The organism is Tractidigestivibacter scatoligenes (assembly GCF_001494635.1).
Lineage (GTDB): Bacteria > Actinomycetota > Coriobacteriia > Coriobacteriales > Atopobiaceae > Tractidigestivibacter > Tractidigestivibacter scatoligenes.
Genome location: NZ_LOJF01000012.1, coordinates 79,240 through 95,657, shown reverse-complemented (window position 1 = coordinate 95,657; position 16,418 = coordinate 79,240). Strand labels below are relative to the sequence as shown.

The 16,418-nt window shown below is 63.5% G+C and carries 12 protein-coding genes; 10 read left to right on the top strand and 2 right to left on the bottom strand.

The annotated features are described in order from the left end of the window. Positions 1-219: 219 nt before the first annotated feature. From tsaD to AUL39_RS10400, 6 genes are all read left to right on the top strand, one after another. Positions 220-2,652 (top strand): tRNA (adenosine(37)-N6)-threonylcarbamoyltransferase complex transferase subunit TsaD, encoded by a 2,433-nt coding sequence (gene tsaD, locus AUL39_RS10425; protein ID WP_235810851.1) that lies wholly within the window; start codon positions 220-222, stop codon positions 2,650-2,652. A gap of 301 nt (positions 2,653-2,953) precedes the next feature. Next, positions 2,954-3,901, top strand: coding sequence for a transporter substrate-binding domain-containing protein (locus tag AUL39_RS10420; protein WP_235810850.1), 948 nt, complete (start codon positions 2,954-2,956; stop codon positions 3,899-3,901). Positions 3,902-3,934: 33 nt separating this feature from the next. Continuing rightward, positions 3,935-5,137: an amino acid ABC transporter permease gene (locus AUL39_RS10415; protein ID WP_082667388.1), complete on the top strand. Its 1,203-nt coding sequence runs from the start codon at positions 3,935-3,937 to the stop codon at positions 5,135-5,137. Position 5,138: 1 nt separating this feature from the next. Beyond that, on the top strand, positions 5,139-5,921 hold the full coding sequence (locus AUL39_RS10410) for an amino acid ABC transporter ATP-binding protein (protein ID WP_328586097.1): 783 nt from the start codon (positions 5,139-5,141) through the stop codon (positions 5,919-5,921). Positions 5,922-6,076: 155 nt separating this feature from the next. Continuing rightward, a complete protein-coding gene (locus AUL39_RS10405) occupies positions 6,077-6,835 on the top strand; it encodes a transposase (RefSeq protein ID WP_059056013.1) in 759 nt (252 codons plus the stop codon). Positions 6,836-6,880: 45 nt separating this feature from the next. After that, positions 6,881-8,806, top strand: a complete 1,926-nt coding sequence (locus AUL39_RS10400; RefSeq protein WP_059056010.1) for an NAD(+) synthase — start codon at positions 6,881-6,883, stop codon at positions 8,804-8,806. Positions 8,807-8,888: 82 nt separating this feature from the next. On the opposite strand, the gene AUL39_RS10395 is transcribed toward AUL39_RS10400, so the two are convergent. Continuing rightward, on the bottom strand, positions 8,889-9,467 hold the full coding sequence (locus tag AUL39_RS10395) for a xanthine phosphoribosyltransferase (RefSeq protein ID WP_059056007.1): 579 nt from the start codon (positions 9,465-9,467) through the stop codon (positions 8,889-8,891). Positions 9,468-9,768: 301 nt separating this feature from the next. Here AUL39_RS10395 and groES point away from each other — a divergent pair, with 301 nt between their 5' ends. From groES to ychF, 4 genes are all read left to right on the top strand, one after another. Further along, positions 9,769-10,059 (top strand): co-chaperone GroES, encoded by a 291-nt coding sequence (gene groES, locus AUL39_RS10390; RefSeq protein WP_032111278.1) that lies wholly within the window; start codon positions 9,769-9,771, stop codon positions 10,057-10,059. A 66-nt stretch (positions 10,060-10,125) separates the two neighbouring features. Next, on the top strand, positions 10,126-11,766 hold the full coding sequence (groL, locus tag AUL39_RS10385) for a chaperonin GroEL (protein ID WP_059056005.1): 1,641 nt from the start codon (positions 10,126-10,128) through the stop codon (positions 11,764-11,766). Between the two features lie 430 nt (positions 11,767-12,196). Then, entirely contained in the window at positions 12,197-13,474 is a 1,278-nt protein-coding gene (locus AUL39_RS10380) for a 4Fe-4S binding protein (protein WP_059056003.1), read from the top strand. A 45-nt stretch (positions 13,475-13,519) separates the two neighbouring features. Beyond that, positions 13,520-14,593, top strand: coding sequence for a redox-regulated ATPase YchF (gene ychF / locus AUL39_RS10375; protein ID WP_059056001.1), 1,074 nt, complete (start codon positions 13,520-13,522; stop codon positions 14,591-14,593). A gap of 163 nt (positions 14,594-14,756) precedes the next feature. On the opposite strand, the gene AUL39_RS10370 is transcribed toward ychF, so the two are convergent. Then, on the bottom strand, positions 14,757-16,391 hold the full coding sequence (locus tag AUL39_RS10370) for an LCP family protein (RefSeq protein ID WP_235810849.1): 1,635 nt from the start codon (positions 16,389-16,391) through the stop codon (positions 14,757-14,759). Positions 16,392-16,418: the final 27 nt, after the last annotated feature.

The following is a 16,418-nucleotide window of genomic DNA, read 5'->3' as shown; positions in this document are numbered from 1 at the left end:
TCCTTGTGGGGCTATGGGGCCATTTCCAGACACATAACTGTGTCATCAGATTAGATTTTGTCGAATATTGGCCCGACAATCCCCCGGAGGGCCTTCTGGCAGCTCCCGGCGAGAATCGCGTGTGCTCTAGTGGCAGCGCAGCGCCCGCCGACGCCTGCCCCCACCGCCAGCGCTACACTATCCCTCGTGATAATGCCACGTCTCTGGAGCCAGATGAGAATGACGAGCGATACCAACACCAAGGGCCTGGCCCTTGCCATCGATACGTCCACCGACATGCTTGCGTGCGCAGTGGTTTCCTGGGAGCCCGGCTCGGCTCCCCGCGTCCTTGCGGCGTGCGACCACATGTGCCGCCGCCAGGCCAACGTCGAGCTGGTCTCCACGGCGCTCGCGGCGCTCGAGGACTGCGGCCACACCATGGCTGACCTCGACCGCGTTCTGGTTGGGCGCGGCCCCGGCAGCTTCACGGGCGTGCGGATTGGCATCGCCACGGCCAAGGGTCTCTCGTGCGGGCTCTCCAAGCCGCTCCACGGCGTCTCGGTTCTCGACGCTACGGCATGGGGTGCCTGGCAGGCCGGCGTGCGCGGACTTCTCGCCGTGGCGGACGACGCCATGCGTGGCGAGGTCTACCCCGGCATCTACCAGCTGGATGACGCCGGTGCGCATCGCACCTTCGCCACCGAGACCGTCTGCAAAGCCGACGAGTGCGTGGCTACGTGGTCGGCGCGCGAGGACGCGTCCCAGCTTGTCCTCACGGGCAACGGGCTTAAGAAGTACCGCACGCGCTTCGAGGCGGCCGGCTTCACGAACATCCTGGACGAGACCCTGTGGTACCCCACCGGTGAGGGCCTGGCACTTGCCGCGGCCGCGTCGCCCCTGGACTCCGGCGACCCGGCGCTGGTGCTGCCCATCTACACGCGCCTCTCGGACGCCGAGGAGAACGAGCGCAAGCGCCTGGGCCTTAAGGCGCCCGCAAGCGTCGAGGTCACGGGTGTGGATGACGCGCTTGCCGACAGGCACCTGCAACTGCGCCCCATGTCGGTGAACGACCTGCCTGCTGTCGCGGCGCTGGAGGCCGCGGCCTTCTCGGGCTCCTCTCACACGCCTTGGACCGAGAAGCTCTTCTACGAGGAGCTCTCGCAGCCGGGCCGCAGCTGGTGGGTGGCGCACGATTTGGGCCGCATCATCGGCTTTGCCGGCGGCATGATGGCTGGCGACGACTTCGAGATCTGCGACGTTGCCGTGGAGGAGGGCCATCGCCGCCAGGGCGTGGCGTCTCGTCTGGCGGCGCGCCTGTGCTACGACGCGCACGTCCTCAACGCAAAAACCGCTTCGCTTGAGGTGGACGAGAAGAACGAGCCCGCCCGGGCTACGTACGACCACCTGGGCTTTGCTGAGGTCGGCCGTCGTCCGGGCTACTACGCGCCCGGTCACGACGCCCTCATCCTGCGCGCGGAGCTCCCACTGGCCGGAGACGTCGAGGCCCTGGGCAAGCGTCCGGAGCCGCATGCCTCCATCCGCCCGTGGCCCATCGTCGCTGGCCCGCGTGGCGCGGCGTGCGAGGAGGCGTTGGCTGCCGCAGGCGACCTGGTTCTCTCGATAGAATCCTCCTGCGACGAGACGGCCGTGGCCGTGGTGGACTCCCACGGCACCGTGTGCTCGAGCGTGGTTGCCACCTCGATCGACTTCCACGCGCGCTTTGGCGGCGTGGTGCCCGAGATTGCAAGCCGCAAGCACGTCGAGGCCATCGTGGGCGTCTACGAGGAGGCCATGGCGCAGGCGGGTGCGCACTTTGGGTGCGACACCCTTACTGCCGCGGACCTCTCGGCAGTTGGTGTTACCGCCGGTCCCGGCCTTGTGGGCGCTCTCGTGGTTGGCGTGGCGTTTGCCAAGGGCCTCTGCGCCTCCACGGGCCTGCCGCTCATTGCGGTGCACCACCTTGAGGGGCACCTTCTCGCCAACCTCTTCGAGACGCCTGACTTGAAGCCGCCCTTTGTGGCAAGCCTGGTCTCTGGTGGCAACACCATGCTTGTCTACGTGCGCGGATGGGGCGACTACCAGATCCTGGGCACCACCATCGATGACGCTGTGGGCGAGGCCTTCGACAAGGTGGCCAAGGCGCTGGGCCTGGGATACCCCGGAGGCCCGGTGATCAGCCGGCTTGCCGCCAAGGGCAACCCGCGTGCCATTCACTTCCCGCGCGCGATGATGCATAGCGGTGACTACCAGTTCTCGCTCTCTGGCCTCAAGACGGCCGTCATCACCTACATTGAGGGCGAGAACCGCGCCGGCCGGCCCATCGACCTGCCCGACCTTGCGGCCTCCTTCGAGGCGGCGGTCATCGACGTGCAGGTGGCCAAGGCCGTGACAGCGGTTGAGCAGACAGGTGTCTCGGACTTCTGCGTGGGCGGTGGCGTTGCGGCAAACCCGCAGCTGCGCGAGGCATACCGCGAGACCTTTGGCAAGCGTGGCGTGCGGGTGACCGTGCCGCCCATGCGGGCCTGCGGCGACAACGCGGCCATGATTAGCGTTGCGGCGCTGAGAAGCTACCGCGCGCGCAACTTCGCTCCGCTCACGCTCGACGCCGACCCCAACGCGCCTCTCGGCACTTGGTCCACGACCGACGCTCCCGTTCCGCCCAGCTGGGAATGAGACAAAGGGAGTTTCCCTTTGTCTCATTCGTGGCGAGAGGGACTGCCTTCAACCGGGAATGGGCGTCTCGCTCATGATATCAAATATCAAATTAAACCCCACCAAATCACAGCCCCCCATTGTTACCTCACTGTGACCATCGGGGCACGTCGCGACCAGAGGAGTATCGTTGCCGTGTGCGCGTAACTTTCTCGCATCGGGCCGCGTTGGCGCGTCTCGCTTGCAAGGGGGAGGGGAATGGGTCCCCTCCGGTTGCGTCGCGCGAAAGGGGAACAGCGGGGATCGTCCAGGGAGGACCATCATGAAGAAGCATCCCATCCAGCACGCGTCTGGCTCATTTTCTCGTCGAGACTTTCTCAGGGCCTCGGGCATCACGGCCCTCACCGTTGGAGGGATGACGGTCCTTACGGCATGCGGCCCTGCGGCCCAGTCGAGCGACGCATCCGCAAGCTCCACCACAACCACCTCCTCCAGCAGCGATACCTCCTCGTCTGACTCCCTCAAGTTGGGCGACGGCAAGACCCTGCGCGTGGGCATGGAGGCCGCCTATGCCCCCTACAACTGGCAGGAGTCCTCTGCCAGCGACACCACCATCCCCATCGAGAACGTCGACGGCGCCTATGCCGATGGCTATGACGTGCAGGTGGCCAAGAAGATCGCCGACGCCCTGGGCATGGAGCCCGTCGCGGTGAAGATGGAGTTTGGCAGCCTGGTAGACTCGCTGGTCAACGGCCAGATCGACATCATCTGCGCCGGCATGTCCGTGACGGACGAGCGTGCCCAGTCCGCGGACTTCTCGGACTCCTACATCGACGACGAGGTCATTATGGTCGTCAAGCAGGACTCGCCCTACGCTGATGCCACCAAGCTCTCTGACTTCTCGGGCGCCTCGGTCCTTGGCCAGAAGGACACCTTCTACGACGACCTCATCGACCAGATCCCCAACGTCAACCACCTCACGCCGGTCGCTACGGTGCCGCTGGTGGTCGACGGTCTTATGAACGGCACCTGCGATGCCATTACCTTCTCGTCCCTCTCGCTTCCGCGCCTGCTGAAGGACTATCCCACGCTCAAGAAGGTCGACCTTGCCGATGGCGAAGGCTTCACGGACGCCTCCAACCCCGACAATGCCGCCATCGCCAAGGGCCAGGACGCGGTTCTCGCCAAGATCAACGAGGTCATCGACGGCATCTCGGCGGACGAGCGCCAGAGCATGTGGGATGACTGCATGGACCGCCAGCCCGCATAGCGCGCGTTGCACACAGCAGGGAGAAGCAAGAACATGTCAGATGCACCATCAATTCCGGCGACGACCAGGCGTGCCCGCTTTGCGGCGTGGCTGTGTCAAGATCATCGCTACGTCCTTCTCGGCACCTCCGCCGTCGCGTTTGTGGGGATGTGGCTCTCCAGCCAGCCGCGTCCGGCGCTGAGCTTCCTCGCCCATGCCTTTACGGTCGAGGTCGTGATGTACTACGTGCTTGTCGCGTGGCTGGCGCTCTCGGCGGTGGCGCTTGTCTTCAAGCTCACGCACTGGAATACGTATGGCCAGGTGGCGCCTTTCGTGAAGCCCGGCGCACGTCGGGCGCTGCGTCTGGGGTCCTACGTCATCTGGGCGCTCGCCATCGTGCTCTTTGTGGACCGCGCGGTCATGGGCTTCGCGAGCGCATGGACGGCCGCCGCGGCTTCCTCTGGGATGCCGCAGGATGACATGCTCACGCAGATCCTCTACATGTTCCAGCAGGGCTACGCCACGTACCTGCAGGGCATCATCACGACCATCGAGCTGGCCGTCTTTGGCACGGCCATCGCCTTTGTGCTGGCAATGCTTCTTGTCTTTGTGCGCATCCAGCGCATCGACCGTCCCGACAACGACTTCGTTCGCTTCTGGAAGAAGGTCGGCGTGGGATTCGCCAAGGTCTACAGCACCGTGGTTCGCGGCACGCCCATGCTGGTCCAGGGCGTCATCATCTACTACGCCGGGTTTGGCCTGTTCAGCGGCTCGGGCATGTCTGTGACCGAGATCAACGCCGTGTGGTCGCGCTTCATCGCCGGCCTGGTGGTCATCTCGCTCAACTCCACCGCGTACATGATGGAGGTCCTGCGCGGCGGCATCGAGTCGGTGGACAAGGGCCAGATGGAGGCGGCGCGGTCGCTTGGCCTCTCGCAGTGGCAGGCCATGGCCAAGGTCGTCTTCCCGCAGGGCATCCGCTACGCCATCCCCGGCCTCTCCAACGAGCTGGTCATCAACATCAAGGACTCCTCGGTCCTCTCGGTTATTGGCGTGTTTGACCTGGCGTTTGCCGCCTCGACCATCGCGGGCATCTACTACAAGCAGCTGAACGCCTATCTCGTCATTGCAGTCTTCTACCTCATCATGACGGCAACGGCGTCGTGGCTTCTGGGCAAGCTTGCCAAGCGGCTCGACGCAAAGACCGAGCCCGTGCTGGGCGTATCCAACCAGATGAAGGCAGGAGGCGAGAAGTAGCATGGCAGACGAGAAGACCGTGGGTGCCGCCGTTGCGGACGCCGCCAATCCCCAGGAGGCCGTGGTCCGCGTCGAGGGGCTGCAGAAGTCCTTTGGTAACAACGTGGTCCTTCGAGGCATTAACCTCACTGTGATGCCCGGCCAGGTGGTGACCATCATCGGCGCTTCTGGATCTGGCAAGTCGACGCTTCTGCGCTGCATCAACCTGCTCGAGACGCCGGACGCCGGCCATGTGTGGTTCCACGGCAAGGACCTTGCTGCCGAGCACGTGGACATCAACGCCCTGCGCGAGAAGATCGGCATGGTCTTCCAGGGCTTCAACCTGTTCAACAACATGAACGTGCTGGACAACTGCACACTTGCGCCGGTGACGCTCAAGAAGATGACCAAGGGGCAGGCCGAGAAGGTCGCGCTGGCCAACCTCGACTCCGTGGGCCTTGCGGACTTTGCCGGCGCCGACGTCAACACGCTCTCTGGCGGGCAGAAGCAGCGCGTGGCAATCGCTCGCGCGCTCTGCATGAAGCCCGACCTCATGCTCTTCGACGAGCCTACCTCGGCCCTCGATCCCGAGATCTCCGGCGAGGTCCTCGAGGTCATGCGCCGTCTGGCCTCGCAGGGCATGACCATGGTCGTGGTGACGCACGAGATGGCGTTCGCGCGCAGCGTCTCCGACGAGGTCGTGTTCATGGACAAGGGCGTTATTGCCGAGAAGGGCAGCCCCGAGAAGATCTTCACCAATCCCGAGAAGCCCCGCACCCGCGAGTTCCTCGCCCGGTACCTATGAGACAAAGGGACAGTCCCTTTGTCTCATCGACATCTTTCCAGAGCCTTGCGGATTGCTGTCAAAAATAGTTTTGCGCTCGCCGAATAGGCTCCGGGCGGCCTCGCTCAAGGCATATACCCGTCACACCAACAAATTGCGGTGACGGGAGGCCGAATATGGCAAGGGCGGCTCGTGTACGGTCGGAGTCGGGCTTTTATCACGTGATTCTTAAGGGGAACGGGCGGCAAATCCTGTTTGAGTGCGATGCCGACCGCCTGGGGTTTCTCAAGTTGTTGAGGGGCTCCTTTCTCGAATGTGACATCACACTTCTGGCGTGGTGCCTGATGGACAACCACGTGCACCTGCTGGTGGAGGACGCCCGCGATGTGCTGAGCAGCGCCATGCAGAAGGTCGCCACAACATATGCGCTCCAATACAACACTAGGTCGGGCCATATCGGGCACGTATTCCAGCAGCGGTTTCGCAGCTTCCCCATAGAGGGGGACTCCTATCTGCTCGAAGCGATGCGTTACATCCACAACAACCCGGCCAAGGCGGGGATTGCCTCGGCAGCGTCGTATCGGTGGAGCAGCTACCACGAGTATCTGGGGGAGTCGCTTTGGGGCCAAAGGTTTGCGGACACGCGCGTGCTGTTGGGAATGCTAGGCGGGGTGGACGAGTTCGCAAACTTCTCACTCGACGAAACCGTGGGTGACGGCTATCAGCCAAATCTGCGACCCCGTATACCTGATGACACCGCAGCGGAGGTTCTCGCCGGAATCCTGGACAATTTGCCGCCGAGCCTCTTGAAGTCAGTCGAGCGTGGGCGGCGCGATGCGGTACTCTTAGAGCTCAAGACAGCCGGTTTGTCCATTCGCCAAATCGAGCGACTCACCGGCATTGGAAGGAACATCGTTGCGCGTGCCGGCCGGTAGGCAATGAGACAAAGGGACTGTCCCTTTGTCTCACGGGGAGGAAAGATGCAGGACGGATTCGTGAAGGTTGCGGCAAGGACGCCCGAGGTCCGTGTTGCGGACGTGGAGTACAACATGGCCTCCTGCCTGCGGCAGATCGATGCGGCCATCGAGGAGGGCGCGCGCGTCATCGTGCTGCCGGAACTCTGTGTGACGGCGTATACCTGCGAGGACCTCTTCTGGCAAGACGCGCTTCTTGACGCTGCCGAGAAGGCAGTGGGGATAATCGCCCAGCGGACCTCCCACATCGATGCACTGGTGCTTCTCGGCGCGCCAGTCCGCACCAACGCCAAGCTCTACAACTGCGCGATAGCCCTTGCCCACGGATGCGTGCTGGGCATCGTTCCCAAGCGGGCTATCCCCACCTACAACGAGTTCTACGAGTCTCGCCACTTCTCGGTGGGGCCCAAGGACTGCGTGCCCGTGGACTTTGCTGGCTTCTCGGGCGTGCCCTTCGGTACCCGCCAGCTCTTCGCTTGCAACGAGCTTCCGCAGCTGGTGGTGGCCGCCGAGATCTGCGAGGACCTCTGGATTCCAAACCCACCCTCGACCGATCACGCGCTGGCGGGGGCCACGCTTATCTGCAACCTCTCGGCCTCTAACGCCATTGTGGGCAAGGCTGACTACCGTCGCAGCCTCGTCACGGGGCAGTCGGCACGTCTCATCTGCGGATACGTGTACGCATCGGCGGGTGCGGGCGAATCCACGCAGGACCTGGTCTTTGGCGGCCACGACATGATTGCCGAGAACGGTCGCATGCTCGCGGAGGCGGAGCCCTTTGGCACCGGCGCCGCAACAAGCGAGGTCGACGTAGCCTTTCTCTGCGAGGAGCGCCGCCGCATGTCCACCTTTGTCACCGCTCCGGCGCCCGAGGCGATGGGCTATACGGTCACGCACTTCTCGCTCATGCCCAGTGCCACTACGCTCACGCGCTTTGTCGACCCGCACCCGTTTGTTCCCTCCGATGCGGATCGCCGTGCCGAGAGGTGCGAGGATGTCCTGAGCATCCAGGCCCGCGGCCTGGCCAAGCGCCTTGCGCACACGCGCTCGAGCCACGTGGTGATCGGCGTCTCGGGCGGGCTTGACTCCACGTTGGCGCTTCTTGTGTGCGCCCGCGCGTTTGACCTGCTTGACCTGGACCGCATTGGCATCATTGCCGTGACCATGCCCGGGTTTGGCACCACCGGGCGCACGCACGGCAACGCGACTGCGCTGGCCGACGCCCTCGGCTGCGACTTGCGTGAGGTCAACATCTCGGACGCCGTGCGCCAGCACTTCTCGGACATTGGCCACAACGAATCCGTCCATGATGTCACGTACGAGAACAGCCAGGCCCGCGAGCGCACGCAGGTGCTCATGGACATCGCCAACCAGGAGGGCGGCCTGGTGGTGGGCACCGGCGACCTCTCCGAGCTGGCGCTTGGCTGGGCAACGTACAACGGCGATCACATGTCGATGTATGCCGTCAACGCGAGCGTTCCCAAGACCCTTGTGCGGCACCTTGTGCGCTATGTGGCTGACACCTGCGGAAACGACGAGGAGGCCGAAGTCCTCTACGACGTTCTGGACACGCCCGTCTCGCCAGAGCTATTGCCTGCCGAGAAGGACGGTACCATCGCCCAGCGCACCGAGGACCTTGTTGGCCCCTACGAGCTGCACGACTTCTTCCTGTACGAGGTCCTGCGCCGCGGTACGCCGCCGCGCAAGGCATACCGGCTGGCGCGCTACGCACTTGGCGACACGTACGACGACGCAACGATTCTCAAGTGGGAGAAGACCTTCTACCGGCGCTACTTTGCCCAGCAGTTCAAGCGCAGCTGCCTGCCGGACGGGCCAAAGGTTGGCTCGGCGGCCGTCTCGCCCAGGGGGGACCTGCGCATGCCGTCCGACGCCTGCGCCACGCTCTGGCTGCACGAACTGGAAGATCTGTAAAATCTGTAGATGAAAAGGGTCCGCAACGCTGCGGGCCCCTTGCTTGTGCGGCTCGATTTGAGGTGTCGCCCGGGTTGGTCGGCTACTCGAACTCAATCTCGCCGGTCTTTGCGTCCATGGACTTCACGATGGCGAGCGACTCCACATCAAAGCCCTTCTCGCGCAGGCGCTTGCCGCCAGGCTGGAAGCCCTTCTCGACGGCGATGCCAATGCCCTCGACAATGGCGCCGGCCTGCTCGCAGATCTCGATGAGGCCGTCGAGCGCGCATCCGTTGGCCAGGAAGTCGTCGATGATAAGGACATGTTCGCCCTTGTTGAGGAAGCGCTTGGCCACGATGACCGTGTTGTCGTTGCCGTGGGTGTAGCTGTGCACGCGGGCCACGTACTGCTCGCCATCGAGGTTAATCGACTGCGACTTGCGCGCGAAGACCACGGGTGCGTTGTTGAAGCGCGTGGCTGCTACGCAGGCAATGCCGATGCCGGAGGCCTCGATGGTCAGAATCTTGTCAACAGGCCGGTCGGCAAAGCGCCGCGCCCATTCGTCACCCATGTCGGCGTACAGCGCGACATCACACTGGTGATTGAGAAAGCTGTCCACCTTGAGCACGTTGCCCTCGCGGACGATGCCTTCCTGCTTGATTCTCTCCTCGAGCTCCCGCATGCAATCCCCGTTTCCTCGGCGCCTGACATGCATCCCATTGTACGCATTGCGAGCAAGCTTAATGCCGCGAGCTGCGGTGATTTATTGCGGGCGGGAGATGCCCGCGAGAGTCCCACCCGCCACGCCCCTAGTCCCTCACCAGTTAGAAAATCTAAGTCCTATTCGTAAGATTTTTCTAATCTCGACGGTATAACCCCAATCGGATGGGTACATAGTTGAGCGTTGGATTGGATGGCGCGGCCACGCGCCCGTCGTCACAGGTTCAAGCGCCACACGGCGCCCTAAAAGGAGGTTCTTGGTTATGACTCTTAAGCCGCTGGGAGACCGCGTCCTCGTCAAGCCCGCACCCAAGGAGGAGAAGACCTCTTCTGGTCTGTACATCTCCTCGGGAGCCCAGGAGAAGCCGCAGCGCGGCAAGGTCGTCGCCGTGGGCGAGGGCAAGCGCGATCAGGACGGCAACCGCATCCCCGTTGACGTCAAGGCCGGCGACGAGGTGTTCTACGGCAAGTTCGGTGGCAACGAGGTCAAGGTCGACGGCGAGGACTTCCTGCTCCTCCGCGCGGACGACATCTACGCCATCATCGAGGAGTAGCTCGCGCGAGCTGCTCGCTAGCTGGTAAACAACCCACTTGGGTTTCTCTGGAAGGGAAAGCACAACATGGCTAAGGACATTGTTTTTGGCACCGACGCCCGCGCCAAGCTGGCCAAGGGTGTGAACACCCTCGCTGACGCCGTCACCACCACGCTCGGCCCCAAGGGCCGCTACGTCGCCCTGCAGCGCTCCTACGGCGCCCCCACCATCACCAATGATGGTGTCTCCGTCGCCAAGGAGATCGAGCTCAAGGACCCCATCGAGAACATGGGTGCCCAGCTGGTGAAGGAGGTCGCCACCAAGACCAACGACACCGTGGGTGACGGCACCACCACCGCTACGCTGCTCGCGCAGGTCATTGTCAACGAGGGCCTCCGCAACGTCGCCGCTGGCGCCAATCCCATCGCTATCCGTCGCGGCATCGACAAGGCCGTCGACGCCGTCGTGGCCGAGATGAAGGACTCCGCAATGGAGATCTCGACCAAGCAGCAGATTGCCTCCGTGGGCACCATCTCCGCCGGCGACCCCGAGATTGGCGAGAAGATCTCTGACGCCATGGAGGTCGTGGGAAAGGACGGCGTCATCACCGTCGACGAGTCCCAGACCTTCGGCATCGACATCGACACCGTCGAGGGCATGCAGTTCGACAAGGGCTACATCTCCCCGTACTTTGCCACCAACAACGACACCATGACGGCGGAGCTGGACAACCCCTACATCCTGATGACCGATCAGAAGATCTCCAACATCCAGGACATTCTGCCCATCCTCGAGGCCGTCTCCAAGCAGGGCGCGCCGCTGCTCATCATTGCCGAGGACGTGGACGGCGAGGCTCTGGCTACGCTGATTCTCAACAAGCTACGCGGCACGCTGAACATCGCCGCCGTGAAGGCCCCTGGCTACGGCGACCGTCGTAAGCGCATGCTCGAGGACATCGCTATCCTCACCGGTGGCCAGGTTGCCATGAAGGAGCTTGGCGTCCAGCTCACCGACGTCACCGCCGAGATGCTCGGCCGCGCCAAGTCCGTCAAGATCACCAAGGACAACACCACCATCGTTGGCGGCGCCGGCTCCAAGGATGCCATCGAGGAGCGCGTCTCCCAGATCAAGAACGAGATCGAGAACACCACCTCCGACTTCGACAAGGAGAAGCTCCAGGAGCGTCTGGCCAAGCTCTCCGGCGGTGTCGCGGTCATCAAGGTTGGTGCTGCTACCGAGGTCGAGCTCAAGGAGATCAAGCACCGCATCGAGGACGCCCTGCAGGCCACCCGTGCGGCCGTCGAGGAGGGCATTGTCGCCGGCGGCGGCGTGGCATTCCTGGCTGCTGCTCCCGCGCTCGACTCCGTCGAGACCTCCGATTCTGACGAGAAGATCGGTGTCGACATCATCCGTAAGGCGCTCGAGGCCCCTGTGAAGACCATCGCAAGCAACGCTGGCTACGAGGGCTCCGTTGTGGTCGAGAAGATCAAGGGCCTGCCCAAGGGCCAGGGTCTCGACTCCGCAACCGGCAAGTACGGCGACATGATCGAGATGGGCGTCCTCGACCCCGTCAAGGTCACCCGTACCACGCTCCAGAACGCCGCTTCCGTGGCGTCCCTCATCCTCATCACCGAGGCCACTGTCTCCGATGAGCCCAAGGACACCACCATCGAGGAGGCCATCTCCAAGGCAGCCGCTGCTGGCGGCCAGGGTGGCGGCATGTACTAAGGGCTGGTAGCCTCACGTACTGCTCCTCGGTTACGCGACTCGACCGAGTGAACCTCAGGGCCCCGAGTGCCATGTGGCACCCGGGGCCCTTTTTCGTGGCAGGCTGGTGGGCTGCGCACGTTGCCTCTGGTGGCCTGCTGAGAAGAAATCCGACGTTTTGGGTCCCCGGAACGAACAGAAATGTCGATTCTCTTCTCAACAGCTCGCACGGCATCCCAACAGCTCATGCAGCGTCCAACCAGCTCCTGCAGCGGCCTTGTCCAACGGAAGCGGGACACCCCGTCCCGGCCCCCGGTCTCTTCCTTGTGCGCTTCTCGCCTGTGGCTGGGCTTCTCGCCGGCGGACGGTACAATGTAACGGTTGCGTGTGCAGGCACACGCACCGCGGGGGAGCTGCGTGCGGTCACCCCGCCGAGAAGAGGGGAGAGGCGATGCCACAGAAGCGTGACATTCTCGACGACATCATCGACATCCAGGATAACTGGCAGGCAGTTCAGAACCCGCTTGCGGGCATCGCGGACTCGCTTGCCCAGGACCCAAGCCAGCGCAAGGTCTTCGACCCGGCGGACTACAAGGAGAAGCCCTGGTGCAACTCCAGCCGCTGCCTGCGCACTGCTGCGGAGCGGGATGACGTGTGCTCCGTCTGCCTGGACGTGTGCCCCACCAACTCGATTGACATCCACAACAAGTCTGTGACAATCACGGACTCCTGCCGCAAGTGCGGCCTCTGCCAGGCCGCGTGTCCCACTGAGGTCTTCAACACGCGTCGCCACATGGCCAAACAGCTCTACGACAACATCGCCCGCGCGGCCTCAGCGTACGAGCAGTGCTACGTCACGTGCACCCGTGCCCTGAAGCGCCTCCCCAAGCCCAACGAGATTCTCCTCCCGTGCGTGGGCATGGTCTCGCGCGACCTGTGGTTCTCTATCCTCGTTGACTACACCAACGTGTCTGTTTTCCTGCCGCTTGGCATCTGCGACCGCTGCCGCACCACCACGGGCGAGGACTTCTACACCGAGGCCATCGGAACGGCGGAGGAGTGGGCCAAGTCCGCGGTTGGCCTTGAGGTCGACAGGGACAACCTTACGCACGAGTTCACGCGCGAGTACCGCCGCAGCCAGTTTGTGAGCTCCGCCATCCATGCAACCGAGAACCTCGTGACGCGTTCGAGCCCCAAGCTCGCCGGCGCCCAGGCGGTTGCCAAGAAGATAACCGATCACGCCAACCGCCTGAACGACCTGCAGCGTCAGCTGGAGAACGCGGTGGGGGCAAAGACCAACCAGAACCGCCAGCGCATCCTCACGCAGAATCGCAAGCTCATGATGGGCGGCCTCCAGCACGACCAGGAGCTGGCAACAGACATCAGCCTGGACGTGCCCGTGGTTGACCCGGACCTCTGCACGTCCTGCGGTGACTGTGCCAAGGTGTGCGTGACGCATGCCCTCGACCTCGACGATAACGGCCACGTGCACACCATGGCCGCGTACTGTGTGAACTGCGCCGCCTGCGTGAAAGCATGCCCCGAGGGCGCGCTCTCCATGCGGCCACAGAATGCCAGCGAGCTGGTCGTTCCTGACAAGAACGCCGAGGAGATCGCGCGTCAGAAGGCAAAGGCCAAGGCGGAGGCCCAGCGACTCATGGAGCAGGGCAAGAAGCAGCTCTCCAAGGCGGCTGACACCCTTGAGAAGCTGGACGATAGCAAGAAGTAGCAAGAGGCCACTGGCAAGAGGCCAAGGCCAAGAAGGAGAGACACCGTGTCACTTTCCATCGGCATCGTGGGACTTCCCAATGTGGGCAAGTCGACCCTGTTCACCGCGCTTACCCGCAAGGGCGGGCTTGCGGCAAACTACCCCTTCGCTACCATCGACCCCAACGTGGGCGTGGTCGACGTCCCCGACGAGCGCCTCAACAAGCTCGCCGAGATGGTGCACCCCGCAAAGATCGTGCCCGCCACGGTCGAGTTCGTTGACATTGCTGGCCTGGTGAAGGGCGCCAACGAGGGCGAGGGCCTTGGCAACCAGTTCCTGGCGAACATCCGCAACTGCGATGCTATCTGTGAGGTCGTGCGCTACTTCAAGGACCCCAACGTCATGCGCGAGACGGGCCGTACCGGCGCGTTTGTCGACCCTGCGGCAGACGTTGACACCATCCAGACCGAGCTTGTCCTCGCAGACCTGGGCTCGCTCGAGCGCTCCATCCCCAAGCTGGAGAAGGAGGCCAAGCGTGACAAAGAGATGGCGCCTCGCCTCGAGGTGGCCAAGCGTCTGCAGGCGTGGCTCAACGAGGGGCACCGCGCGGCGGAGATGGACATGACCGACGACGAGCGCGCTGCTGCTCATGACCTCTTCCTGCTCACCATGAAGCCCATTCTCTACGTGGCCAACTGCGACGAGGACCAGCTGGGCGAGAAGCCCCAGATCAACGGCCAGGACGCCATTCCCATCTGCGCCGAGGTTGAGGCGGAGCTGGCAGACCTCGACCCGGATGAGGCCGCCGAGTATCTGGCGTCCATGGGCCTCGAGCGCTCTGGCCTCGAGACGCTGGCCCGTGCGGCGTACCACCTGCTGGGCCTCCAGAGCTTCTTCACCGCGGGTCCCAAGGAGGTTCGCGCCTGGACGGTGCGCATTGGCGCCAAGGCCCCGGAGGCTGCCGGCGTCATTCACTCCGACTTCGAGAAGGGCTTCATCAAGGCCGAGACGATCAGCTATGAGGACTACGTAAAGCTGGGCGGCGAGGCTGGTGCGCGTGATGCCGGCCGCCTGCGCATGGAGGGCAAGGACTACGTGGTCCAGGACGGCGACGTGATGGTCTTCCGCTTCAACGTGTAGCCTCCGCCCTCTCGTCTCTCACCCTCCCCTCGTTCTTTAGCGGTTTCTGAGAAACGGGCCCAACGTTTTCGCAGTTGACGGGAACTTGATTTCTCAGATTCCGATAAAGAACGAAGGAGCAAGGCCCTGGACGAGAGGGACGAGGGCGATGGAGACGATTCGGCTATTTCCCCTTGTAGTCGGTGCCGAGAATAACCACCACGTCGTAGTTGTCGGAGTAGGTCCCGGGGTTCTCTGTGGGGGTCACGGAGAGTCCGAGCTTCTCGGCAACGCCCTTTGCCTCCCCCAACGCAGAAGTGGTCTGGCTGGTGTTGTACACGATGGTCGTGGCCGTGTGGCTCGTTGAGTCTGCGTTTCCGGCGATGGCAGAGAAGCCCGCCGCAGTGAGGGCGTTGGCGGCATTGGAGGCAATGCCCTGGGTCGCGGTGCCATTGAGCACTAGGACGGAACCAGAATAGACGGGGTCGGAGCTGGTGCTTGAGGTGTCCGGGGAGCCGGAGTCATCCGCGCTTGTGCTTACGGAGCCTGCCACGCCAGAGGTAAAGTCCTGCGAGGAGTCCGAGTAGGGCGGCTCGCCCGCGTCGGTGCGCTCCATCATGGTCTTCCAGGCGTCCTCGTCCACGACCTCGTACCAGAGGTTGTTGATGTACTGCGACGTGGTGGGCACCGAGCCGGAGTAGATGTCGTTCTCGGTGTCCAGGTCCTTGAACTGATTGGCCAGCGAGAGGATGTCCGTCGCCGAGAGGTCGGTGGTAACGCTGTCCGCGAGCTTGGAGATGAGGCTCGGCCATTCGGACGCGTCGCTCTCGAGGACCTTGCGGATGATTGCCGCGATGACCATGCGCTGGTTGGCGGAGCGGTAGAAGTCACCGCCGCCGTAGGCGTCATAGGCGTGGCGGCTGCGGCAGAGGCCAAGGGCTTGCTCGCCGTTGAGCGTCTGCGTGCCGGCGGGCAGGTCGATGCCAGCGTAATCCATGTCGGACACGGCAACGGGCAGGGTAACCTCCACACCGCCAAGGGTATCGACAATCGAGGTGAACTGCTCAAAGTTGAGTTCGGCGTAGTGCGAGATGTTCACGCCCGCGAGCTTGGAGACCTGTTCGACCATGTAGGAGGCGCCGCCAAACGAGTATGCAGCGTTAATCTTCTGCGTTCCGTGCTCACCCATATCGACCATGGTGTCTCGGGGAATCGAGATGAGCGTGACCTTCTTGTTGGGCGGGTCAACGCGCACGAGGATGATGGAGTCCGTGCGATAGTTGGACTGGTCTGCTCCCCACTCCTCCGTGCGTTCCTCATCCTGATCAACGCCAAGGAGCAGCATGTAGAAAGGGTCGTCCGTCTTGGTGGGGGCAACAAGCTGGTTGAGGAGGCTCGAGTCGATGCCCTTGGAGAGCTTGCTGTTGATGTTGTCGATATACCAAGCAAAGGCTGCACCCGCCGCGGCAAGAACGGCGACAAGCGAAATCACCACGACCTTGAGCACGCGATGGCTGCGCTTTGCCTGCCTGCGCTTGGAGACGTAGTAGCCAACGCCGTCCGCGCGGGATGCGGCGTGGTCCATCTCGTCCAGCTCGCCGCCGCGCAAGTGGACGGCAGGGGTGTCATTTGTGGTGTGGCTGGCATGGGAGTAGGAGCTCGCATCGACATGGCGGCCCTGTACAAGAGGCGTGCTGTGGAGCTGGCGCGCATCGGAGCCGACGCTGCTACGGTTGCTACCTGTACCGTAGCGCTCTGCGGAGAGGCGGTCCTGCTCCTCAGATGACATGCGACGGTGCTGCCTTCTTCTCTCGGCCACGGGGCCCCCTAACCGTGTCCTGGCGGA